The sequence below is a fragment of the Glycomyces artemisiae genome, from assembly GCF_003002955.1.
GTDB classification, from domain to species: Bacteria; Actinomycetota; Actinomycetes; order Mycobacteriales; family Micromonosporaceae; genus Glycomyces; species Glycomyces artemisiae.
Map to the genome: position 1 here is coordinate 329,265 of NZ_PVTJ01000001.1, position 22,285 is coordinate 351,549.

20 protein-coding genes are annotated in these 22,285 nt (G+C 70.5%); 14 read left to right on the forward strand and 6 right to left on the reverse strand.

The genetic code is table 11. The annotated features are described in order from the left end of the window. Positions 1–207 precede the first annotated feature (207 nt). From B0I28_RS01540 to B0I28_RS01550, 3 genes are all read left to right on the forward strand, one after another. Positions 208–1,539: an ABC transporter substrate-binding protein gene (locus tag B0I28_RS01540; RefSeq protein WP_106362048.1), complete on the forward strand. Its 1,332-nt coding sequence runs from the start codon at positions 208–210 to the stop codon at positions 1,537–1,539. An 83-nt stretch (positions 1,540–1,622) separates the two neighbouring features. Beyond that, positions 1,623–2,597, forward strand: coding sequence for a carbohydrate ABC transporter permease (locus B0I28_RS01545; RefSeq protein WP_106362049.1), 975 nt, complete (start codon positions 1,623–1,625; stop codon positions 2,595–2,597). Continuing rightward, positions 2,594–3,559: a carbohydrate ABC transporter permease gene (locus B0I28_RS01550; protein ID WP_106362050.1), complete on the forward strand. Its 966-nt coding sequence runs from the start codon at positions 2,594–2,596 to the stop codon at positions 3,557–3,559. The genes B0I28_RS01545 and B0I28_RS01550 overlap by 4 nt, the downstream gene beginning before the upstream one ends. Before the next feature lie 48 nt (positions 3,560–3,607). Here the strand turns inward: B0I28_RS01550 and B0I28_RS01555 are convergent, their stop codons facing one another. Continuing rightward, entirely contained in the window at positions 3,608–4,714 is a 1,107-nt protein-coding gene (locus B0I28_RS01555) for a phospholipase D-like domain-containing protein (protein ID WP_181245597.1), read from the reverse strand. Between the two features lie 232 nt (positions 4,715–4,946). Here B0I28_RS01555 and B0I28_RS01560 point away from each other — a divergent pair, with 232 nt between their 5' ends. The 6 genes from B0I28_RS01560 to dapB all read left to right on the forward strand — a co-directional run bounded on the left by B0I28_RS01560 (position 4,947) and on the right by dapB (position 11,336). Next, positions 4,947–5,186, forward strand: coding sequence for a hypothetical protein (locus tag B0I28_RS01560; protein WP_106362052.1), 240 nt, complete (start codon positions 4,947–4,949; stop codon positions 5,184–5,186). Between the two features lie 76 nt (positions 5,187–5,262). Further along, positions 5,263–6,192: a bifunctional riboflavin kinase/FAD synthetase gene (locus B0I28_RS01565; RefSeq protein WP_106362053.1), complete on the forward strand. Its 930-nt coding sequence runs from the start codon at positions 5,263–5,265 to the stop codon at positions 6,190–6,192. A gap of 88 nt (positions 6,193–6,280) precedes the next feature. Further along, positions 6,281–6,556, forward strand: coding sequence for a 30S ribosomal protein S15 (gene rpsO, locus B0I28_RS01570; RefSeq protein WP_106362054.1), 276 nt, complete (start codon positions 6,281–6,283; stop codon positions 6,554–6,556). 317 nt (positions 6,557–6,873) lie between these two features. After that, positions 6,874–9,306 carry a polyribonucleotide nucleotidyltransferase gene (locus tag B0I28_RS01575; protein ID WP_106362055.1) on the forward strand — a complete coding sequence of 811 codons (2,433 nt, stop codon included), beginning with the start codon at positions 6,874–6,876 and terminating at the stop codon, positions 9,304–9,306. Next, positions 9,307–10,605 (forward strand): M16 family metallopeptidase, encoded by a 1,299-nt coding sequence (locus tag B0I28_RS01580; protein WP_106362056.1) that lies wholly within the window; start codon positions 9,307–9,309, stop codon positions 10,603–10,605. Further along, positions 10,602–11,336, forward strand: a complete 735-nt coding sequence (gene dapB, locus B0I28_RS01585; protein ID WP_106362057.1) for a 4-hydroxy-tetrahydrodipicolinate reductase — start codon at positions 10,602–10,604, stop codon at positions 11,334–11,336. The genes B0I28_RS01580 and dapB overlap by 4 nt, the downstream gene beginning before the upstream one ends. A gap of 53 nt (positions 11,337–11,389) precedes the next feature. Here dapB and B0I28_RS01590 read toward each other — a convergent pair whose 3' ends face one another. Further along, positions 11,390–12,232 (reverse strand): hypothetical protein, encoded by an 843-nt coding sequence (locus tag B0I28_RS01590; RefSeq protein WP_106362058.1) that lies wholly within the window; start codon positions 12,230–12,232, stop codon positions 11,390–11,392. 123 nt (positions 12,233–12,355) lie between these two features. Next, entirely contained in the window at positions 12,356–13,036 is a 681-nt protein-coding gene (locus B0I28_RS01595; protein WP_146147938.1) for an LppM family (lipo)protein, read from the reverse strand. Positions 13,037–13,122: 86 nt separating this feature from the next. Between B0I28_RS01595 and B0I28_RS01600 the strand changes: the two genes are divergently transcribed. Beyond that, positions 13,123–13,632 (forward strand): DUF2752 domain-containing protein, encoded by a 510-nt coding sequence (locus B0I28_RS01600; protein WP_219926497.1) that lies wholly within the window; start codon positions 13,123–13,125, stop codon positions 13,630–13,632. Positions 13,633–13,692: 60 nt separating this feature from the next. Here the strand turns inward: B0I28_RS01600 and B0I28_RS01605 are convergent, their stop codons facing one another. Together B0I28_RS01605 and B0I28_RS01610 are read right to left on the reverse strand one after the other, a co-directional pair. Next, a complete protein-coding gene (locus B0I28_RS01605; protein ID WP_106362060.1) occupies positions 13,693–14,514 on the reverse strand; it encodes a DUF4097 family beta strand repeat-containing protein in 822 nt (273 codons plus the stop codon). An 11-nt stretch (positions 14,515–14,525) separates the two neighbouring features. Continuing rightward, the gene (locus B0I28_RS01610) at positions 14,526–15,017 is read right to left on the reverse strand and encodes a hypothetical protein (protein WP_106362061.1); all 492 of its coding nucleotides are present in this window, start codon (positions 15,015–15,017) and stop codon (positions 14,526–14,528) included. A 203-nt stretch (positions 15,018–15,220) separates the two neighbouring features. Between B0I28_RS01610 and thyX the strand changes: the two genes are divergently transcribed. The 3 genes from thyX (at position 15,221) to B0I28_RS01625 (ending at position 18,705) form a co-directional block, all read left to right on the forward strand. Next, positions 15,221–15,973: an FAD-dependent thymidylate synthase gene (thyX, locus tag B0I28_RS01615; RefSeq protein WP_106362062.1), complete on the forward strand. Its 753-nt coding sequence runs from the start codon at positions 15,221–15,223 to the stop codon at positions 15,971–15,973. Between the two features lie 150 nt (positions 15,974–16,123). Next, on the forward strand, positions 16,124–17,023 hold the full coding sequence (dapA, locus tag B0I28_RS01620) for a 4-hydroxy-tetrahydrodipicolinate synthase (protein ID WP_106362063.1): 900 nt from the start codon (positions 16,124–16,126) through the stop codon (positions 17,021–17,023). Beyond that, on the forward strand, positions 17,014–18,705 hold the full coding sequence (locus B0I28_RS01625) for a ribonuclease J (RefSeq protein WP_106362064.1): 1,692 nt from the start codon (positions 17,014–17,016) through the stop codon (positions 18,703–18,705). The genes dapA and B0I28_RS01625 overlap by 10 nt, the downstream gene beginning before the upstream one ends. A 201-nt stretch (positions 18,706–18,906) precedes the next feature. Here the strand turns inward: B0I28_RS01625 and B0I28_RS01630 are convergent, their stop codons facing one another. Continuing rightward, entirely contained in the window at positions 18,907–19,608 is a 702-nt protein-coding gene (locus B0I28_RS01630; protein WP_106362065.1) for an SDR family oxidoreductase, read from the reverse strand. 74 nt (positions 19,609–19,682) lie between these two features. Here B0I28_RS01630 and B0I28_RS01635 point away from each other — a divergent pair, with 74 nt between their 5' ends. Next, positions 19,683–22,271, forward strand: a complete 2,589-nt coding sequence (locus tag B0I28_RS01635; RefSeq protein WP_245888845.1) for an FtsK/SpoIIIE family DNA translocase — start codon at positions 19,683–19,685, stop codon at positions 22,269–22,271. The last annotated feature ends 14 nt before the right edge of the window (positions 22,272–22,285 follow it).

Below are 22,285 nucleotides of genomic sequence, written 5' to 3' on the forward strand. Positions count from 1 at the left end.
TCGATCCAATCGCGCCCGGTAACGATTCAGCAATGCACACTTGACATTCACTGTTACCCAGAGCACCATTGCCAGCGTCGCCACGACGGCGGGTCAGGCAGCCCCTACCTGGTGTGGGACCGATGAGAGCGGTTTCACCGAAGGCCGGGGGCAGGGAGGCAGCCGCCCAGCCGGGCGCACGAAACCTGCGAAGAGAGGGAAACCCCGATGAGCAAGACCCGACGAATCACCTGCCTAGCGGCTGCCGCCAGCGTCATCGCGCTCGCCGCGGCGGCGTGCGGCGCACCCGAGGAGGACGGCGACGACCGCGGAGCCCTCCCGGACGACGCCACCGACTGCGCCAACTACGAGCAGTACGGCGACCTCGAAGGCGAGACCGTGTCCATCATGGGCTCGATCCTCGACGCCGAAGCCGACGAGATGCAGGAGGCCTGGTCCTACTTCGAGTCCTGCACCGGCGCCACCATCGAGTACGAGGGCACCGCCCAGTTCGAGGCCGACATGAAGGTCCGCGTCGACGGCGGCAACGCCCCCGACATCGCGCTCTTCCCGCAGCCCGGCCTCATGTCCCAGTTCAAGGACGACCTCGTTCCCGCGTCCGACGAGCTCAGCGCGCTCGCGACCGAGGGCTGGACCGAGGACTGGCTCAACTACGGCACCATCGACGGCACGCTCTACGCGGCCCCGAACTCCTCGAACGCCAAGTCGTTCATCTGGTACTCGCCGTCCTTCTTCGCCGACAACGGCTACGAGGTCCCGCAGACCTGGGACGAGCTGATCGCCCTGTCGGACACCATCGCCGAGTCCGGCGTCACGCCGTGGTGCGCGGGCTTCGAGTCCGGCGGCGCCACCGGCTGGCCCGGCACCGACTGGATCGAGGACATCGTGCTCCGCGAGGGCACCGACGTGTACGACCAGTGGGTGAGCCACGAGATCCCGTTCAACGACCCGCAGATCGTCACCGCGATCGACAAGGCCGGCTCGATCCTCCAGAACGAGGACTACATCTTCAACGGGACCGACACGATCTCCACGACCGCGTTCCAGACCGCGGGCCACCCGATCCTCGACGGCTCCTGCGCCTTCTACCGGATGGCGTCCTTCTACGGCGCCATGTGGCCCGAGGGCACCACGGTCGCCGAGGACGGCGACGTGTTCGCGTTCCGCTTCCCCGAGTCCAACGAGGGCGACAACACCATGCTCGTCGGCGGCGAGTTCGTGGCCGCGTTCAGCGACTCCGAGGCCACCGAGGCGACCCGCCAGTTCCTCGCCTCCGAGCTGTACCACAACTCGCGCCTCCAGACCGGCCCGTGGAGCACCGCCCGCCAGGGCGTCGACCCGGCCAACGCCACCACGCCGATCAACCAGTTCGCGACCGAGATCCTGACCGACCCGGCCGTCACCGTCCGCTTCGACGGCTCGGACCTCATGCCCGGCGAGGTCGGCGCCTCGTCCTTCTGGACCGGCATGGTCGAGTGGGCCGACGGGGCCAAGGACTCCCAGCAGATGGCCGACGACATCGAGAACTCCTGGCCGTAGCCCCGGCCTGAGCCTTCGATGCCGGACCGGACGGGACCCTCGGGCCCCGTCCGGTCCGGCACCCGGACACCTGGAGTCACAACGTGCAACTCTCAGATCTCACCGAGCGGTTCGGACTGCTGGCCGTCGGCCTCGTGGTCTTCGCCGCCGTCCTCCTGGCCCTCTACGGGCTCGCCGAACTCGCCTCGCGCCGCAACCGCAGCCGCGTCGTCGCCGCGGTGTTCCTGGCCCCGGCCGTCATCTTCCTGCTCGTAGGGCTCGTCTACCCGGCGGTGCGCACCGTCGCCATGTCGTTCTACAACGGCGACGGCACCGAGTTCATCGGCCTGGACAACTACGCCTGGGCGGTCTCGGACCCCGACGCCCTCCAGACGCTCATCAACACCGCGCTGTGGATCGTCATCGTCCCGCTGCTGTCGACCGCGCTCGGCCTGCTGTACGCGGTGCTCATCGACGGCAGGCGCGGCGAGCGCACCTACAAGGCGCTCGTCTTCCTCCCCATGGGCATCTCCTTCGTGGGCGCCTCGATCATCTGGAAGTTCGTCTACCAGTACGAGGCGTCGGGCGACCAGACCGGCCTGCTCAACCAGATCGTCGTCTGGTTCGGGAACGACCCGATCAACTGGCTCAACGAGGCGCCCTGGAACAACCTCCTGCTCATGGTCGTCCTGGTGTGGATCGAGGTCGGCTTCGCGACCGTGGTCCTCTCGGCCGCGCTCAAGGGCGTCCCGACCGAGATCGTGGAGGCCGCCCGCATCGACGGCGCCAGCCCGGCCGAGATCTTCTGGAACGTCACCGTGCCCTCGATCCGCTCGGCCATCGTCGTCGTCGCCGTCACCGTCTTCATCGCCACGCTCAAGCTGTTCGACATCGTGCGGGCCATGACCGGCGGCCACCACGGCACCGACGTCCTCGCCCACAACATGTGGGACCAGGCGTTCCGACTCGGCAACGACGGGCGCGGCGCGACCATGGCCGTCCTGCTGTTCCTGCTCGTCATCCCCGTCGTCATCTACCAGGTGCGCAACATGCGCCGCCAGGAACTGGAGGCCCGATGAGCACCGGCACGACCAGCCCCGACACCGAGGCCGCCCCGAAGCCCCCGACCATCGGCGAGAGCCGCGGGGACCGCCTGCGCCGGGTCCTCGGCAGCCGCCTCGGCTCCGTCCTGGCGATCGTCATCGCCGCGGTCTGGACGGTCCCGACGCTCGGGCTCTTCATCTCGTCGCTGCGTCCCGAGGACGACATCCGCGAGACCGGCTGGTGGACGATCTTCAGCAACCCGTCGTTCACGCTGGACACCTACAACTACGTCCTCTACTCGACGTCGCAGGGCGGCGGGCTCATCCGCAACCTGATCAACACCGTCGTCATCACCATCCCCGGCGTGCTCGTCCCGGTGGCCTTCGCGGCCATGGCCGCCTACGCCCTGGCATGGATCGACTTCCGCGGCCGGAACCTCCTGTACCTCGCGATCTTCGCGCTCCAGGTGGTCCCGCTGCAACTGGCGCTCATCCCGCTGCTGTCCTTCTTCAGCCAGGGGCTCCACATCGGATCGGTCACCATCATGCCGGCGTGGGAGCTGAGCGGGGTGGAGACGATCGTCCAGGTGTGGATCGCCCACTCGATCTTCGGCCTGCCGCTGGCGATCTTCCTGCTGCACAACTTCATGCGGGAACTGCCGGCCGACGTCATGGAGGCCGCCCGGATCGACGGCGCGAGCCACTCGCAGATCTTCCGACAGGTGGTCCTGCCGCTGGTGACGCCCGCGCTGGCCTCGATCGGGATCTTCCAGTTCCTGTGGGTGTGGAACGACTTCCTGGTCGGCCGCACCTTCGGCGGCGGCGAGTCGACGCGGCCGCTCACGGCCGTCCTCGGCGACATGGCCGGGACGTGGGGCTTCAGCTGGACGCGGCTCCCGGCCGCGGCCTTCATCGCGATCATCGTGCCCCTGGTGGTGTTCCTGCTGCTCCAGCGCTACTTCGTGCGCGGGCTGCTCGCGGGCTCCGTCAAGGGCTAGCGGCGAACTCAGAGCGGGGAGGGGCCGGTGCCCCTCCCCGCTCTCGCGCTATCTGGCGCCGCGCCACAGCTCCTGGAAGAACTCCGCGTACAGGTCCGCGACCGCCTGGTTGGAGACGCGCAGCAGGTTGTCGTCGGCGTGCTTCATCGCGTTGCCCTGGAGGTTGTGCGTGCCGGTCCACACCACCGCACGGCGGGTGCCCCCGAAGTACGCCTCCGCGACGATGAACTTGCTCCGCATCGAGTCGTGCACGCGCACATTGGAAGCGCCGAGCTTGTCCTCCAGCCACCCGGGACTGCTCGTGGCAGCGTCGAGGACCACGACCCGCACCTGGCACCCGAGCCCCTGGATCCGGTCGAGCTCCGCGCGCACCGCGGGCCGGTTGGACTGGAAGTTCGCGTGCCCCACCAGGACCCGGTCGCCGTCGCCGCACTTGGTGATCTCGCCGAGCTGCTCCGCCACCGGGTCGGGCCCGCGCGGGAACACCCACGCCCGCGCGAGGTCGGTGGTGGTCGCCTTGTTCTTGTCGGTCCACCCGTCCCAGTTCCCGGCGTACAGGCGGCTCCAGAACCCGCTGTAGAAGTCGTACAGCGCCCGGTCGCCGTGGACGCCGAGCATGTTGTTCGCCTGCGTCGTGTGCGAGCGCACGAAGCTGAGGCTCGTCACGAGCACCGTGGGCTCGCCGCCCTTGTCGATGAGGAAGAACCGGTTGTGGTCGGGGCCCTTGCGGGTCCCGTCGGCGTTCGGCAGGCACCCGCCCTTGCACTGCTTGACCTGCACGCCCGCGTTCTTCAGCTTCCTGATGACCGGGTCGTTCGCGGTGGGCTTGGAGCTGAGCTGCCCGACGACGGCCCGCACGTCGACCCCGCGGCCCTCGGCGGCGACCATGGCCTCGGCCAGCGGCGTCACCGGCTGGTCCAGCGACCACTGGTAGACCGCGGCCCTGACGGTGTCGCCCTTGCCGGTGGCGTTGATCTGCCTGACGATCTCGTTGATGATCGTGCTGTCCTTGCGCTCGCCGCCCGGGTTGGCGCGGCACACCGTGTAGGCGCCGGTGCGGACGCACCCGGTGACCCCGGCCTGCGCCGGGGCGGGCACCACGGCGGCCATGAGGAAGGCGCCGGCGGCGGCCAGCGCGAGGAGCTTGCGGTTCATGCCAGGACTCCTGTCGGTCGTACTGGACATGAAGATGTCACGTCTTACGTGACGCGGGGAGACTTCTGTCGGCTACAGGACGTTCGGCGAGGTAGGGCGGTCACGGCCGTGTAATTTCCACCAGGGCGAAATCGCGTTGTTGTCAGGCGGATTCCTGGAAACGTCGGTCGGATAGCCGACGGTCTCTCGACAATTGAAGGAGCAACCCGGAATTCGTCGTCAGGAGAGACCCATGAGCTCGTACGCGGCAAGTGAACTGCCAGAGGAGTTCCGGCAGACGCTCACCGATCCGGTGAAGCAGGACTCCGAACACGATGAGCCCCAGGTCCTCGCGGAGGACCAGCCCCGCCAGCCCGAACTGGCCGGCAACGCCTGGCTGCTGCTGGGCATCCTCCTCCTGGTCGCGGTGGGCGTCCTGATGCTCCTCATCTTCGCGTCGGGCGGCAACGCCGACTCGTCGATGATGCTCTGACGGGCGCCGAGCGAGAACCCTCACTGCGGTCGCGTCCGGATGGCCGCCGCCGTCCGGCAGTGAGAAGATCGTCCACGTGGAAACCTGGCGTGGAATAGACGCGACTCCCGAGGGCTGGCCCGCATCCGTCGTCGCGATCGGCGTGTTCGACGGCGTGCACCGCGGCCACGCCGCGCTCGTCCGCACGGCCGCGAAGGCCGCCGCGGAGCGCGAGGCGCGCTGCGTCGTCGTCACCTTCGACCCGCACCCGACGGCCGTGGTCGCGCCGCACGCGGTCCCGGCCCAGCTCGCGTCCGTCGACCGCCGCATCGAGCTCCTCGAATCGCTCGGCGTCGACGCGGTGTGCGTGCTGCCGTTCACGAAGGAGCTGTCGCAGCTCAGTCCCGAGTACTTCGTGCGCCACGTCCTCGTCGGCGGCCTCCACGCGAAGGCCGTCGTCGTCGGCGAGAACTGGCGCTTCGGCCACAAGGCCGCCGGGAACGTCGAGACCCTCGCCGAACTCGGCGCCGAGTACGGCTTCGAGGTCCTCCCGCAGGCGCTCACCGCCGACGACGAGGTGTACTCGTCCACCCGCGTGCGCAAGCTCGTCGCCGAGGGGGACGTGGCCGCGGCCGCCGAGGTCCTCGGCCGCGACTTCGGCGTCGAGGGCACCGTGGTCCACGGCGAGGGCCGCGGCGGCACGGCGCTCGGCTTCCCGACCGCGAACCTCGACGTCCCCGCCGGGATGGCGATCCCCGCCGACGGCGTCTACGCGGGCTGGTTCTGCCGCGGCTCCCAGCGGCTGCCCGCCGCGATCAGCGTCGGCACGAACCCGACCTTCCAGGGCTCGGCCCGCACGGTCGAGGCCTACATCCTCGACTTCGACGGCGACCTCTACGGCGAGCACGTGCGCCTCGACTTCACCGCCCGCCTGCGCGGCCAGGTCGCCTTCACCGGCATGGAGCCGCTGATCAAGCAGATCGAGACGGACGTCGCAGACACCCGCCGGGCCTTGGAGCTGGAGTAACGCCCCTGCTACCCTGGCAAGGTTGCAATCGACCAGCCTGCTGGACACCGCGGACTGGCCTTGAATCGAAATGGAAGGGTGTTCGAACATGGCGCTCGACGCTGTCAAGAAGGCCGAGATCATCAAGGAGTACGCCACCTCTGAGGGCGACTCCGGCTCGACCGACGTGCAGGTGGCGATCCTGACCCACCGCATCAAGGAGCTCACGGCTCACGTCCAGACGCACAAGCACGACCACCACTCGCGTCGTGGCCTGCTGCTGCTGGTCGGCAAGCGCCGCCGCCTCCTCAAGTACCTGAAGAAGGAAGACATCGCGCGCTACCGCGGCCTCATCGAGCGCCTCGGCATCCGCGACAACGCCTAAACGCAGACTTGACGACAGGGAGCGCCCCGCACCGGGACGCTCCCTTCGCCGTGCCCGGCGCCGCCGTTATCCCGCCTCACTTTCGCTTCGCGGCTGCCGCCGCGTCGGCCGGGTAACGTAAGGTGGCAGTTGAGCAACACGCTCCACCGCAGCGCCTCGTGCGAGGCGCGGCGCGGCCCGCCTGAGACCGCACCGGTCCTCGGTAGTGGCATCCGGATCACCCCGCGAGGGGGCAGGACATCCGAGTGCTTCGATCGAAGACCGGAAAGCGTGGCGGGAGACGCGCTTCCCGAACTACACAAGGAGATCGACACTCTATGTCCGATAACGACCGGACACCCGAGGCGTACAACCTCGGGGATCACCACGCCACCGCCGTCATCGACAACGGCGAGTACGGCATCCGCAAGATCCACTTCAGCACCGGCCGCCTGGCGAAGCTCGCCCAGGGCTCCGCGATCGTCCAGATGGACGACACCGTGGTCCTCTCGACCACGTCGGCGTCGAAGAACCCGAAGGACCACTTCGACTTCTTCCCGCTCACCGTCGACATCGAGGAGCGGATGTACGCCGCGGGCCGCATCCCCGGCTCGTTCTTCCGCCGCGAGGGCCGCCCCTCCGAGAACGCGATCCTCATCTGCCGCCTCATCGACCGCGGCCTGCGCCCGTCCTTCGTGTCGGGCCTGCGCAACGAGGTCCAGGTCATCGGCACGATCCTCGCCGTCGACGCGAAGGACGAGTACGACGTGGTCGCCATGAACGGCGCCTCCATGTCGACGCAGCTCGCCGGGCTGCCGTTCTCGGGCCCGCTGGGCTCGACCCGCGTCGTCCTCATCGACGGCACCTGGGTCGCGTTCCCGACCCTGGAGCAGATCGAGAAGGCCACGTTCGACATGGTCGTCACCGGCCGGGTCCTCGACTCGGGCGACGTCGCGATCATGATGGTCGAGGCCGAGGCCACCGACAACACCCTCAGCCTCATCGCCTCGGGCGGCACCAAGCCGACCGAGGAGGTCGTCGCCGAGGGCCTCGAAGCCGTCAAGCCGGTCATCGCCGAGCTGGTCCGCGCCCAGGCCGAACTGGCCGCGGTCGCCGCCAAGCCCGTCGCCGACTACCCGCGCTTCCCCGACTACCTCGACGACGCCTACGCGGCCGTCGAGGCGGCCGTGACCGCCGAGCTGGACCAGGCGCTCCAGATCGCCGACAAGACCGAGCGCCAGGACGAGCTCGACCGCGTCAAGTCCGTCATGCTGGAGAAGGTCGGCGCCGACTTCGAGGGCCGCGAAGGCGAGCTGTCGGCCGCCCTCCGCTCGCTCACCAAGAAGCTGGTCCGCAAGCGCGTCATCAACGAGGGCGTCCGCATCGACGGCCGCCTCCCCGCGTACATCCGCCCGCTGGGCGCGGAGGCCGGCATCCTGCCGCGCGTCCACGGCTCGGCCCTGTTCGAGCGCGGCGAGACCCAGATCATGGGCGTCACCACGCTGAACATGCTGCGCATGGAGCAGGCCATCGACACGCTGTCGCCGGTCTCGAAGAAGCGCTACATGCACAACTACAACTTCCCGCCGTACTCGACCGGCGAGACCGGCCGCGTGGGCTCGCCGAAGCGCCGCGAGATCGGCCACGGCGCGCTCGCCGAGCGCGCCCTCGTGCCGGTGCTCCCGAGCCGCGAGGAGTTCCCGTACGCGATCCGCCAGGTCTCCGAGGCGCTCGCGTCGAACGGCTCGACCTCGATGGGCTCGGTCTGCGCGTCCACGATGTCGCTGATGAACGCGGGCGTGCCGATCAAGGCGCCGGTCGCGGGCATCGCGATGGGCCTCATCTCCGAGGAGACCGACGAGGGCACCAAGTACGTGACCCTCACCGACATCCTCGGCGCCGAGGACGCCTACGGCGACATGGACTTCAAGGTCGCCGGCACGCCTGAGTTCGTGACGGCCCTCCAGCTGGACACGAAGCTCGACGGCCTGCCGTCCGAGGTGCTGGCGCAGGCGCTCCAGCAGGCCAACGACGCCCGCCACGCGATCCTCGACGTCATGCTCGACGCGATCAGCGAGCCCGGCGAGCTGGCCTCGACCGCGCCGCGGATCACGACCCTGAAGATCCCCGTCGACAAGATCGGCGCGATCATCGGCCCGAAGGGCCAGACGATCAACCAGATCCAGGACGACACGGGCGCGGACATCACCGTCGAGGACGACGGCACGATCTACGTGTCGGCGGAGAACGGCGAGGCCGCGGCCGCCGCGGTCGAGACGATCAACGCCATCGCGAACCCGACGCTCCCGAACGTGGGCGACCGGTTCCTGGGCACGGTCGTCAAGACCACCGACTTCGGCGCGTTCATCTCGCTGGTGCCGGGCCGCGACGGCCTCCTGCACATCTCGAAGGTCGGCGACGGCAAGCGCGTCGAGCGGGTCGAGGACGTCCTCGGCGTCGGCGACAAGATCGAGGTCGAGATCGGCGACATCGACAACCGCGGGAAGATCTACCTCGACAAGGTCTACCCGGAGGGCCAGGAGCCCGAGGGCTACAAGAAGGGCCGCCCGGCCGAGCGCAAGGAGTCCCGCGGCGAGCGGGGCGACCGCGGTGACCGCGGTCCGCGCCGCGACCGCGAGCGCGGTGGCGACCGGGGCGAGCGCCGCGACCGCGGCGAGCGCTCCGAGCGCTCCGAGGGCGGGGACCGCGACGGCGAGCGCCGCCGTCGCCGCACCCGCCGCACCGAGGACGCCGGAGGCTCGGAAGAGTAGATGAGTCGCCCCCAGACTCGCACGCTCATCGACGATCCGCTGGGCGGCACGGTCCGAGTGACCGTGCTGCCCGGCGGTTTGCGTGTGCTCACCGAAACCGTCCCGACCATGCGCTCGGCTTCCGTCGGCGTGTGGGTCGGGGTGGGGGCCCGCGATGAGGCCCCCGAGCTCGCCGGCGTCTCGCACTTCCTGGAGCACCTGCTGTTCAAGGGGACCGCGAAGCGCACGGCCACGGAGATCGCCGAGGCGATCGAGGCCGTCGGCGGCGAATCGAACGCGTACACCGCGCGGGAGCTGACCTGCTTCTACGCGCGGGTCCTCGACGACGACCTGCCGATCGCCGTCGACGTGCTCGGCGACGCCATGTGCGCGTCGCTCGTGACGCCCGCCGACGTCGAGGTCGAGCGCGACGTGATCCTGGAGGAGATCGCCGCGTCCCAGGACGAGCCCTCCGACGTCGTCCACGAGCTGTTCTCCCAGGCGCTGTTCGGGAACGGCGCGCTCGGGCGCGACATCGCCGGCGACCCGAAGACCGTGCGGGCGCTGACGCGCGCGCAGATCAACGACTTCTACCGGCACCACTACCAGGCCCCGAACCTGACGGTGTGCGCCGCGGGCGGCGTCGACCACGGCGAGACCGTCAAGCTCGTGCAGGAGGCGTTCGCGCCGCTGCTGGGCGGCGCCGACGTGCCGCGCCAGCGCCGCCACGACGAGTCGGTCCTGCCCGGGCCGCGGCGGCTCCTGGTGGAGCGCCACGACACCGAGCAGGCGCACCTGGTGGTCGGCTGCCGCCTGTTCTCGCGGCACGACCCCCGCAAGGACGCGTTCGAGGTCATGAACAACATCCTCGGCGGCGGCATGTCCTCGCGGCTGTTCCAGTCGGTGCGCGAGCAGCGCGGCCTGGCGTACACGGTGTACTCGTTCACCTCGTACTTCGCGGACACGGGCTCGTTCGGCGTCTACGCCGGGTCGAACCCCGACAAGGTCCACCAGGTGCGCAAGCTCGTGCTCGCGGAGCTGGAGCGGATGGCGTCCGAGGGCGTCACCGACGAGGAGCTGCTGCGCGGCAAGGGCATGAGCCGCGGCGGCATGGTCCTGTCGATGGAGGACTCCGGTTCGCGCATGAACGCGCTGGGCCGCGCGGAGCTGCTGTACGGCGAGCACCTGAGCCTGGAGCGGGAGCTGGCGGACATCGAGGCGGTCACGTCGGAGCAGATCCGGTCGGTGTCCGCGGAGATCCTGTCGCAGCCGATGACGATCGCGGCCGTGGGGCCGTTCGACGAGAAGGACTTCCGATGATCAAGGTGGGGGTGCTCGGCGCCCGCGGCCGGATGGGCCGGGCGACGTGCGAGGCCGTGGACGCCGCGGACGACCTGGAGCTGACGGCGACGGTGGTGCGGGACGAGCCGCTCGACAAGGTCGCCGGATGCGACGTGGTCGTGGACTTCACGCTCCCGGGCACGGTCATGGACAACCTCGCGTGGTGCACCGACCGCGGCATCCACACCGTGGTCGGCGTGTCCGGGTTCGACGCGCAGCGCCTGGACGCGGCCCGCGGCATCCTCGCCGCGGACCCGGAGGTCGGGTCGGTGATCGCCCCGAACTTCGGGATCGGCGCGGTCCTGATGATGCAGTTCGCGGCGAAGGCCGCGAAGCACTTCGACTCCGCCGAGATCATCGAGGCGCACCACCCGCGCAAGGTCGACGCGCCTTCGGGCACGGCCGTGCACACGGCGCGGCTCATCGCCGCGGCGCGCGCCGAGGCCGGGCTCGACGGGATGCCGGATGCGACGGAGACCGACCCGATGGGGGCGCGCGGCGCCGACGTCGACGGCGTCCACGTCCACGCGATCCGCTCGGCCGGGTACGTGGCGAGCCAGGAGGTCCGCTTCGGCGGGCCCGGCGAGCGGTTCGTCATCTCCCACGACTCGCTCGACCGCGAGTCGTTCATGCCGGGCGTGCTGCTGGCGATCCGCGAGGTCGTCAAGCGCCCGGGCCTGACGGTCGGCCTGGACGACCTGCTCGACTGAAGTATTCGCGAAAAGGCGCCCGCCAGAACGGCGGGCGCCTTTTCGCGCGCCGTCTACTCCGAGGCCGTGGGGCTCTCGGTGCCCGCCTGCTCCTCGGGGCTGGTGCTGGGGGTCGGCTCGGAGCCGCCCTGCCCGGATTCGGTGGTGGTCTCCTCGCTCGGCGTCGACGCGTCGTCGCTGGGGGAGGTCGACTCCGAGGGCGTCGCGTCGCCGGTCGGCTCATCGGTGGTGGCCGAGTCGGTGGGGTCCTCGGAGGCGCTCTCGGTCGGGTCGACCGCGTCGGTCTCGGTGGTGTCGGCGGTCTCGTCGGGGGTGTCGGAGACGGTGGCCTGGTTGTCGTCGTGGATGAACCGGCCGGGGTCGCCGGTGAAGATCCCGAGGAGGAACAGGGTGCCGACGGTGAGGCCGAAGACGAGGACGCTGGAGATCGCGATCGCGAGGACGGTCTTCTTGCGGGAGTTCACGTCGGTGACGCGGCCCTCGGGTTCGAGGTCGGGGACCTCCATCTCGACGGTCTCGTCCCGCGTGGAGTGGAGCTGCGCGGTCTCGGGGATCTTCGCGGTCGCGCTGGCGCTCCCGGTCTCGGGGGCCTGCTCTGCCGCGTGCTCGACCGTGGCCGCGGTGACCTTGCCGCGGGCAGTGGGGGCCATGGCCGCGATCTGCGACTTGATGCGCTCGCCGGTGGAGCGCATGGCCCGGAGGATGAGGACCGCGCCGATCGAGGAGCAGACGCTGAGGACGGCGGTGCCCGCGACGGTGCCCCAGATGTTGAGGACCTTCGCGAGGAGCGCGCCGATGACGGTGGCGCCGGCCGCGGCCAGGACCTGTCCGATGCTCAGTTCCAGGCCGGGCTCTTTGTCCTTGTGGCCCTTGCTCTTCGAGCGGTACTGAGTCAACGGCCCTCCCCGTTGTCGTGATCGTTCCGCGACGCGGACGGACTCACCAGGATACGGGCCGTGCACGGAGCGACTACGGTTTGTGCGCGAACTAACGGGTCCGCAGAGGGGCCCGCGGACGGGTCAGCGGGTGAGGCCCGTGGAGTGGCGCCGCAGCGCGAACCACTGCCACAGCCACAGGAGCGCCCCGATGACGACGACCGACCCGATCCCGGCGATCACGAACGCCCAGCCGTTCTTCTCCACGGCCGTCGCGTTCAGGTCGTAGTCCTGGCCCGGGACCATCCGCCACGTGACGGTGCGGCCGTCGAGCTCCCCGTTGTGCTCGGTGACGGTGGCCGGGAAGTTCACGCTGATGAGGATCTCGGCGTCCTCGAACGCCTCCGGGTCGATGAACCCGGCCGCGCGCAGGTCCCAGTAGCCTTCGAGCCCGTACTCGCGCCCGTCGTGGTCGATGCGCAGGTAGCCCCACTCGTCGCCGCCGAACTCCGCGAAGTCCGACAGCGGCCGGTCGGTGAACGACGCGGTCTGCCCGGTGAACCCGCCCTCCCGGTACGGCACCCGCTCGGTCCCCGGCACGCCGTCGAGCAGCGCGTCCAGGAACGCGTCGAGCTCCGAGCGGCTCAGCCCCTCGTCCTGCGCCTGCTCCAGGAAGTCGTCGCTCCACGCCGCGGTGAACTCCCCGCCGACCGTGTCGTCGGGCCGCACCTCCAGCCCCAGGTCGAGCCTGACGCACCCGGAGGCGGCGGCCAGCACTCCCACCGCGGCGGCACCGGTCAGCACCCGTCGAGCAATACCCAGCATGCCCCCGAGCCTAAGCCCGCGAAACAGACGAAACAGCGCTTTTGCGCACTCGCGCGCGGAGGTTAGTCTGTGGGGGAGGAGGACCCGTGTGCGCAGTCGATGAGGCGACCCTGGAGTCGCGGCCCGAACCGGAGCAGCCGGAACCGGGGCGCGGCAACCCGGTCAAACGCTGGGTGGCCGACATGGTCGTGCGGCCGTGGTTCGCGCCGCTGCTCATCCTCACCTGCTTCGCGGGCGCGGCCGCGGGGGTGGTCGCCACGAACCCCACCGACGACACCGGCCCCACCACGTGCCTGTTCAAACTCGCCACCGGCTTCGACTGCCCCGGCTGCGGCGGCACCCGCGCGTTCTACTACGTGCTCACCCTGAACCTGCCCGAAGCCGCCCGCCACCACATGATGGCCGTCTTCGCCGCCCCGTTCCTCGCCTGGATGTACCTCGCCTGGGCCCTCCCGCGCCTGTTCCCCCGCCTCACCTGGCGCCTCCCCACGGTCCATCTCACCCCCGGCGTCGTCACCGCGTTCCTCTCCGCCTGGGCCGCGTTCTTCATCCTCCGCAACCTCCCCTGGGACCCCTTCACGTTCTTCTACGTCTGAACGCGAAGCGGCCCGGCCACCGAGGTGACCGGGCCCGCTAGTGGGTGTTGATCGAAGCTTCTACGCGAACGCGCTCGCGCGGTGCAGGTAGATGTCGCCCGACACCGAGCGCGCCCGCACCTCCAGGCTCGTCCCGTCGCTCGACGGCGCCGGGGACGTGTCGCCCGTCGCCAGCTCCGAGGTCACCGAGCCGGCCTTCGCGTCCAGGTCCACCCAGATGTCGGTGCCCGGGACCACGCCGAGGCTGATGCGCCCCGAGACCGTGTTCGCCCGGACCGAACCGGAGCGCAGCGCGCCCAGCTCGATCCCGCCAGAGAGGGTGTTCACGTTCGCGTTCGAGTCCAGCCGCTCGGCCGAGATCGAGCCCGCCACCGTCTTCGCCGAGAAGTCCCCGCCGACGTGGTCGGCCTTGACCTGCCCCGAGGCGGTGTTCGCGCGGAAGTCCTCGATCGCGTCGATGACGCTGATCGAACCCGACACGGTGTTCGCCTTGACGCTCGTCGCGCTCTCCACGGTCGCCGACCCGGCCACCGTGTTGATCGAGACCGCGCCCAGCTTGCCGTGCAGGCTGATCGGCGCCGACGTCGTCTTGACCGACACCTCCGAGCGGACCGGGACCTTCACCGAGAGGTGCACGCCGATCTCCTTGCGGAAGAACCAGTTCTGCGCCTTCTCGGGGGCCACCACGCGCAGGTGCCCGTTCTCGAACGACACGCTCGCGAGGTCGGCCGCGTCGCCGTCGCCGTCCGAGCGGCGCTGCGCGGGCTTCACCTCCACGAGGACCGTGTCCAGCTCGTGGGCGGTGACGGTGACCGAGCCGTCGGCGAGGGTGATCGCCGCCGTGACCGGCCCGTCGTGGGTGAATTCGGTGTACTCGTTCATCCTTGCTGCTCCTAAGCCCGGGCGTAGCCGGTGATGCGCTGGCTGTACTTCGCGCCAGCGGGCTGCCCCGACGTGCGCGAGGCGTGGACCGCGTTGTTGATCGCGCGCACCAGCCAGGCGTTGACCGACGCGCCGTCCTTGGAGGCGACGCGCTCGACGTCCTCCTTGAGCGACTCCGGCAGGCGCAGCGTGATGCGGGCGACGTCGTCGTCCACCGGCGGGGCCGGCGGCGGCGCGGCCTCGGCGGTCTCGCCGCCGCTGACGCGCAGGTCGACCTCCTTGCCGCGCACCCGCAGATCGACCGACGCCGAAGATCCGGCCTGGTCCAACCCGGCGGTGATCTCCGCGGCGGCCTCCGAGAGCGCCTCCATGAGCGCCAGGCGCGCACCCGCGTCGAGCGCTTCCGACAGCAGTTCCGCAGTCCGCGCGGCGTCCTCCCCGCCCGGCGCGGCGGCGGCGGTGAGGCTCCGGCGGAGCGATTCGATATACGGCGTCAAGTCCATGACACCATGATGACATCATTTCTGACGTCTGTCAAGCGGCGCGCTGGAGCCGGGACGCGGCGCCCGCCCCGCCCGCCCCACAGGGCACACCCCGACGCACCCCGCGGCCGGGCGCGTGCAGGACCACACTCCGCCGCCGAGTACCCTCAGAGAGTCGAGAACCAGCACTAACAGCCAGCGAACACGAACGAGGGGGAGCGGGGATGCCCGAAATCGTACCGATGGACGTCCGACTCATCGCCTGGACGCACTTCGAGGCGCCCGCAGACGTCCCCTGGGACACCGACGCCGACGGCGGACAGGCCCTCGCCGAGTTCGCCGGCCGCGCCTGCTACCAGTCGTGGACCAAGCCCAACCCCAAGACCGCCACCAACGCCGGCTACCTCGACCACATCCTCCAAGTCGGACACCTCTCGGTCCTCGAACACGGCACCGTCAGCTTCTACCTCAGCGGCATCTCCCGCTCCCTCACCCACGAGCTGATCCGCCACCGCCACTTCTCGTACTCCCAGCTCTCGCAGCGCTACGTCCCCGAGCGCGACGCCCACATGGTCGAGCCCGAAGTGATCGCGAACGACCCCGAGCTCCACGAGCGCTTCCTCGCCGCGGCCGACGCCGCCCAGAGCGCCTACGACGACCTCCTCGAAGGACTCGAGAAGAAGTTCGCCGACGTCAAGAACGGCACCCTGCGCCGAAAGCAGGCGCGCCAAGCGGCGCGATCGGTCCTCCCCAACGCCACCGAGACCCGCATCGTCGTGACCGGCAACTACCGCGCCTGGCGGCACTTCATCGCCATGCGCGCCTCCGAGCACGCCGACGTCGAGATCCGGGCGCTGGCCGTCGAATGCCTCAAGCAGCTCAAGGACAAGGCCGCGAACGTCTTCGCCGACTTCCAGATCGCGAAGCTCGACGACGGCACCGAGGTCGCCTCCAGCCCCTACGTCACCGAGGGGTAGAGCCGCCAGGCGCACCGCCCGCAGCCTCCGGCCCCCGCCTCCGCGCGGGGCCCGGTTCCGAGCCGCGGGCGCCACGAACTTGAGACAGTTATACGAAACGAGCGGCCGGGCAAGCGCCCCCGCCGCCGGAACCAGCATTGGTGAAAGCAGATGCGCAACACAACGCGCCCCTTCGGGCGAACACTCGCGGCCATGATCACGCCGTTCACGCCCTCGGGGGAACTCGACGTCCCCGGCACGGCCGCCCTCGCGCGCCACCTCGTCGACGAGCAGGGCTGCGAGGGCCTCGTCCTCAACGGCACCACCGGCGAGTCGCCCACCACCACCGACGCCGAGAAGACCCAGGTCATCGAGGCCGTCCTCGAAGCCGTCGGCGACCGCGCCCACGTCGTCGCGGGCGCCTCCACCTACGACACCCGCCACTCGGTGCGCCTCGCGCAGGCCGCCGAGAAGGCCGGCGCGCACGGGCTCCTCCTCGTCACCCCCTACTACAACAAGCCCACCCAGGCCGGGATCGCCGCCCACTTCGAGGCCATCGCCGACGCCGTCTCGCTGCCCGCGATGCTCTACGACATCCCGCCGCGCTCGGTCCTCGGCATCGCCGAGGACACCTTCGCGCGCCTCGCGCAGCACGAGAACATCATCGCGTTCAAGGACGCCACCGGCGACGTCGTCAAGGCCCAGCGCGTCCGCGTCCAGACCGGCCTCGCCGCCTACTGCGGCGTCGACGAGCTCAACCTCGCCGCGTACGCCACCGGCCAGGTCGGCGTCGTCTCCGTGACCGCCCACCTCGTCGGCCGCCACATCAACGCGATGTTCGACGCCTTCGACGACGGCGACACCGCCAAGGCGCAGGCGATCAACGACGCCCTGCTGCCGCTGACCGACGCGGTCTTCAGCGGGCCCGGCCTCGCCGCCGTCAAGTCCGGCCTCGCCACCGCGGGCCTGCCCGCGGGGGAGCCGCGCCTGCCGCTGCTCCCCGCCGACGCCGACCTCTCCGCCCTCATCGCCGCCCGACTCGCCGACCTGAAGGAGGCCCGATGGGCCTGACCCGACCCAAGAACCTCGGCGAACCCGGCGCCCTCCCCGACGGGGCCCTCCGGGTCATCCCGCTCGGCGGCCTCGGCGCCATCGGCCGCAACATGACCCTCTTCGAGTACGAGGGCCGCCTGCTCATCGTCGACTGCGGGGTGCTCTTCCCCGACGTCGACCAGCCCGGCGTCGACCTGATCCTGCCGGACTTCACGCCGATCCTCGACCGCCTCGACGACATCGAGGCCATCGTCGTCACCCACGGTCACGAGGACCACATCGGCGCGATCCCGTTCCTGCTGGAGCACAAGAACGACATCCCCGTCGTCGGCTCCCGCTTCTCCGTCGCGCTCGTCGAGGCGAAGCTGCGCGAGCGGCGCATCAAGCCCGCCGGGATCGTCGTCGCCGAGAACGAGACGCTCCAGCTCGGCCCGTTCGGGTGCGAGTTCCTCGCCGTCAACCACTCCATCCCGGACGCGCTCGCCGTCGCGGTGCGCACCCCGGCCGGCCTGGTGCTCCACACCGGCGACTTCAAGATGGACCAGCTGCCGCTCGACGGGCGCATCACCGACCTCGCCGGGTTCGCGCGCCTCGGGGACCAGGGCGTGGACCTGCTCCTGTCGGACTCCACGAACGCGGAGATCCCCGGGTTCGTGACCTCCGAGCGCCAGATCGGCGCGGTCCTCGACAAGCTGTTCGAGGACGTCAAGGGCCGCATCATCGTCGCGTCCTTCGCGAGCCACGTGCACCGCGTGCAGCAGGTCATGGACGCGTCGTACGCGCACGGGCGCAAGATCGCGTTCGTGGGCCGCTCCATGGTGCGCAACATGGCGATCGCGCGCGACCTCGGCCTCCTGCACGTCCAGGACGGCCTCATCGTGAGCATGGACGAGGCGGTGCGCCTGCCCGCCGACGAGATCGTCTACATGAGCACCGGCTCCCAGGGCGAGCCGATGAGCGCCCTGGGCCGCATGGCCTCCGGCGACCACCGGCACATCACCGTCGAGCCCGACGACACGGTCATCCTCGCGTCGTCGCTGGTGCCCGGCAACGAGACCGCCGTGTACGGCGTGATCAACCGCCTGGCGCGCACGGGTGCGACGGTGATCCACAAGGACGTCGCGAAGGTCCACGTCTCCGGGCACGCCCCCGCGGGGGAGCTGCTGTACGTGCTCAACGTCGTGAAGCCCTCGAACATGATCCCGGTGCACGGCGAGGCCCGGCACCTCCAGGCGCACGCGCGCCTCGCGATCGAGTCGGGCGTCCCGGCCGACCAGGTCATCGTCATCGAGAACGGCGACGTGGTGGACCTGATCGACGGGCGCGCGCGCCTGGTCGGGCACATCCCGAACAACCTGATCTACGTCGACGGCCTGTCGGTCGGCGACGTCGGCGAGCCGGTGCTCAACGAGCGCCGCGTCCTCGGCGACGGCGGCTTCATCGCCGCGACGGTCGTGATCGACTCCGAGAACGGCAAGGTCGTCGGCGGCCCGACGGTGTCGGCGCGCGGGTTCTCGGAGGACCCGAAGGCGTTCGACGGGGTCCTGCCGCTGATCGGCGACGCCATGGAGCGCGCCGCGCAGGACGGGATCACCGATCCTCACCAGCTCCAGCAGATCCTGCGGCGCACTGTGGGGAAGTGGGTCAACGACACGTACCGGCGACGGCCTATGATCGTTCCCCACGTCCTTGAAGTTTGAGGGGCGCACGGACTTGAGGCCGACCGGCCTCGGCATATGAGAGAACGACCGGGGCGGCTCCGCCCCGATGTCTGAGTGAGTCTCATGTAAGCGGCGGGGCCGCTCCCGGGAGGGAGCGGCCCCGCCTCGCTGTCGTACCCCCGCGCTACTGTTGCGCCAGGGGTCCCTTAAGGGGGATTTATCAGCTTATAGTGGTATTTACTAGCTTTTGGGGCTGATCGGGAGCGGGTTCGGGGGTTCCGAGCGGAGGTCGTTCACGACCATGTCGGCCGGGGCGTCGAGGACCGCGGTGATCTGGGCGGCCACCGACTCCGGGCTCATCGCCCGCGCCGGGTCGTAGTCCGAGTCGTACTGGTCCCGCAGGCCCCGCTGCATGTCCGTGTCGAAATGCGACGGATAGAGGCTCGTCACCCGCAGCCCGTTCCCGCGCTCCTCCGCGCGCAGCGCGTCCGCGATCGCCTTGAGCGCGTGCTTGCTCGCCGCGTACGACGCCAGCTTCGGCGCCGCGTTCAGACCCGCCCCCGAGTTCAGGAACACCACGTGCCCGCGCGCCGCCCGCAGCGCGGGCAGCAGCAGCCGCGTCAGCTCCGCCACCGCCACCACGTTCACCGCGAGCGTCCGCTGCCACCACTCCAGGGTCTCGTCCTCCACGGAGTTGACATTGAGGACACCCGCATTGTGGACGAGCGCGTCCAGGCGCTCGACGCCCGCCGCCGCCACCGCGTCCGCCAGGGTCCCCGGCTCCGCGAGATCCGCCACCAGCGCCTTCGCGTGCGGCACACCCGCGAGCGCCGACTCGCTGCGGGCGTGCGCGATCACGGTGTCGCCGCGCGCGCTCAGCCGCTCCGCCAGGGTCCGGCCGAGGCCGCGCCCCGCGCCGGTGACCAGGATAGTTTTTGACATGCCGTCACATTAGCCCCTCCCGTGTAGCCCTTCACGTCAACGCCGACCGGCGTGCGGGCGGTAACGTAAGGGCCATGATGGCCAGGACGAGCGGCAAGGGCGGCACCGCCCGCAAGTCGAGCGCGCCCGCGGCGCGCCGCAAGCCCACCGCCTCCTCAAGCGGCGCCAAGCAGACCGCCGCGAAGAAGACCGCGGCCCGAAGGCCCGCCAAGAAGACGACCGCGAACGCCGCCAAGCGCACCGCGAAGAAGGCCGCCAAGCGCCGCACCCGCGCCGACGCGATCCCCGGTCCCCTCGAAGCCCTCGGCATGGGCCTGCGCGGCCTGTGGATCGGCACCGCCCGCACCACCGGCTGGATGGCCCGCTCCGTCGGCAAGGAGGCCGCCACCGCCCGCGAGATCGACCCCGCGCACCGCCGCGACGGCCTCGGGCTCCTCCTCGTCGCGACCGCGATCGTCCTCGCGTGCGCCGTCTGGTTCGACGTAGCCGGGCCCGTCGGCGAGCGCTTCGCGTTCATCCTCGACTGGCTCCTCGGCCTCGCCACCCGCGCGCTCCCGGTCCTGTTGGTGCTGTGGGGCATCCGCGTCATGCGCCAGACGCCCCCCGAAGGCGCCCACGGCCGCTCGCTCGTCGGCTGGACCGCGATCTGGCTCTCCAGCCTCGGCCTCCTCCACCTCATGTCCGGGCTCCCCGCCGACATGGGCGAGCGCATGGTCGCGGGCGGGCAGCTCGGCTGGCTCGTCGGCGGCGGGCTCGCGCTGGCCGTCTCCGCATATGTCGCGTTCCCGCTCCTGGTGCTGCTCCTGCTGTTCGGGGTCCTCGTGGTCACTGCGACGCCGCTGAACCAGGTGCCGACGAAGCTCGCGCACCTGTGGGGCCTCGCCACGGGCAAAGTGGAGTCGTATGAGGATGATGACGAGGAGGGCGGCGCCGAGCCGCGCATGACGCGCGCCGAGAGCCGGGAGGCCAAGCGCCTCAAGGAGGAAGAGGCCCGCCGCGTCCACCGGCCCACCACGGTCCTGCCGCGGCTCGCGCCCGAGGAGGTCCCGGAGCTGGGGCAGGAGGACGAGGAGCCCCCGCCGCCGCGCCGGTCCGCGCCGATCGCGGCGCCCGAGCCGGTCCGCGAGCCCCCGAAGCACACGCCCGCGCCGAAGAAGGTGGAGCAGCCGACCCTCTCGGACGGCGCGATGGACGGCGACTACCGCCTGCCGCCGCTCGACATGCTCCCGACCGGCCCGGCCGCGAAGAAGCGCTCGAAGGCAAACGAGGTCGTCATCGCGGCCCTCCAGGAGGTCTTCGCGCAGTTCAACGTGGACGCCGCCGTCACCGGCTTCACGCGCGGCCCCACGGTCACCCGGTACGAAGTGGAGCTGGGCCCGGCGGTGAAGGTGGAGCGGATCATCCAGCTCTCGAAGAACATCGCGTACGCCGTCAAGAGCGCCGAGATCCGCATCATCAACCCGATCCCCGGCAAGAGCGCCGTCGGCGTCGAGATCCCCAACACCGACCGCGACGACGTGGCCCTCGGCGACGTGCTCCGCTCGCCGACCGCCCAGGCCGACGCGCACCCGATGATCGTGGGCCTCGGCAAGGACGTCGAGGGCGGCTACGTCCTCACGAACCTGACGAAGACCCCGCACATGCTCATCGCGGGCGCCACCGGCTCCGGCAAGTCCTCGTGCATCAACACGCTCCTGACGTCGATCCTGGTGCGGTCCACGCCCGAGCAGGTGCGCCTGCTCCTCATCGACCCCAAGCGGGTCGAGCTGTCGAACTACGAGGGCATCCCGCACCTGGTCCACCCGATCGTGACGAACCCGAAGAAGGCGTCGGACGCGCTGCAATGGGTCGTCAAGGAGATGGACATGCGGTACGAGGACCTCGCGGCGGCGGGCGTCCGGCACGTCGACGACTTCAACCGGAAGGTCCGCTCCGGGGAGCTGAAGGAGCACCCGGCGTCGGGCCGCGAGTTCCGCCCGCACCCGTACCTGCTGGTCATCGTCGACGAGCTGGCCGACCTGATGATGGTCGCGGCCCGCGACGTGGAGGACTCGGTCGTGCGCATCACGCAGCTCGCGCGGGCCGCCGGGATCCACCTGGTGCTCGCCACCCAGCGGCCCTCCGTGGACGTCGTCACGGGCCTCATCAAGGCCAACGTGCCGTCCCGTCTGGCGTTCTCGACCTCCTCGCTCGCCGATTCGCGGGTCATCCTCGACCAGCCCGGCGCCGAGAAGCTCGTGGGCCGCGGCGACGGCCTGTTCCTGCCGATGGGCGCCTCGAAGCCCGAGCGCATCCAGGGCGCGTGGGTCTCCGACGACGAGATCGAGGCGGTCGTGGCGCACGCGAAGGCCCAGATGGACGCCCAGTACATCGAGGAGGTCACCGCCGCGCCCGGCTCGACGCGCGAGATCGACCCGGACATCGGCGACGACCTGGAAGTGCTCATCCAGGCGATCGAGCAGGTCGTCACCACCCAGTTCGGGTCGACCTCGATGCTCCAGAGGAAGCTGCGCGTCGGCTTCGCGAAGGCCGGGCGGCTCATGGACCTCATGGAGACCCGCGGCGTGGTCGGCCCCTCGGAGGGCACGAAGGCCCGCGACGTGCTCGTCAAGCCCGACGAGCTCGACTCGGTCATCGCCTCGATTCAGGGCGAGCAGGCGTAGGAAGCGAGGAGGGG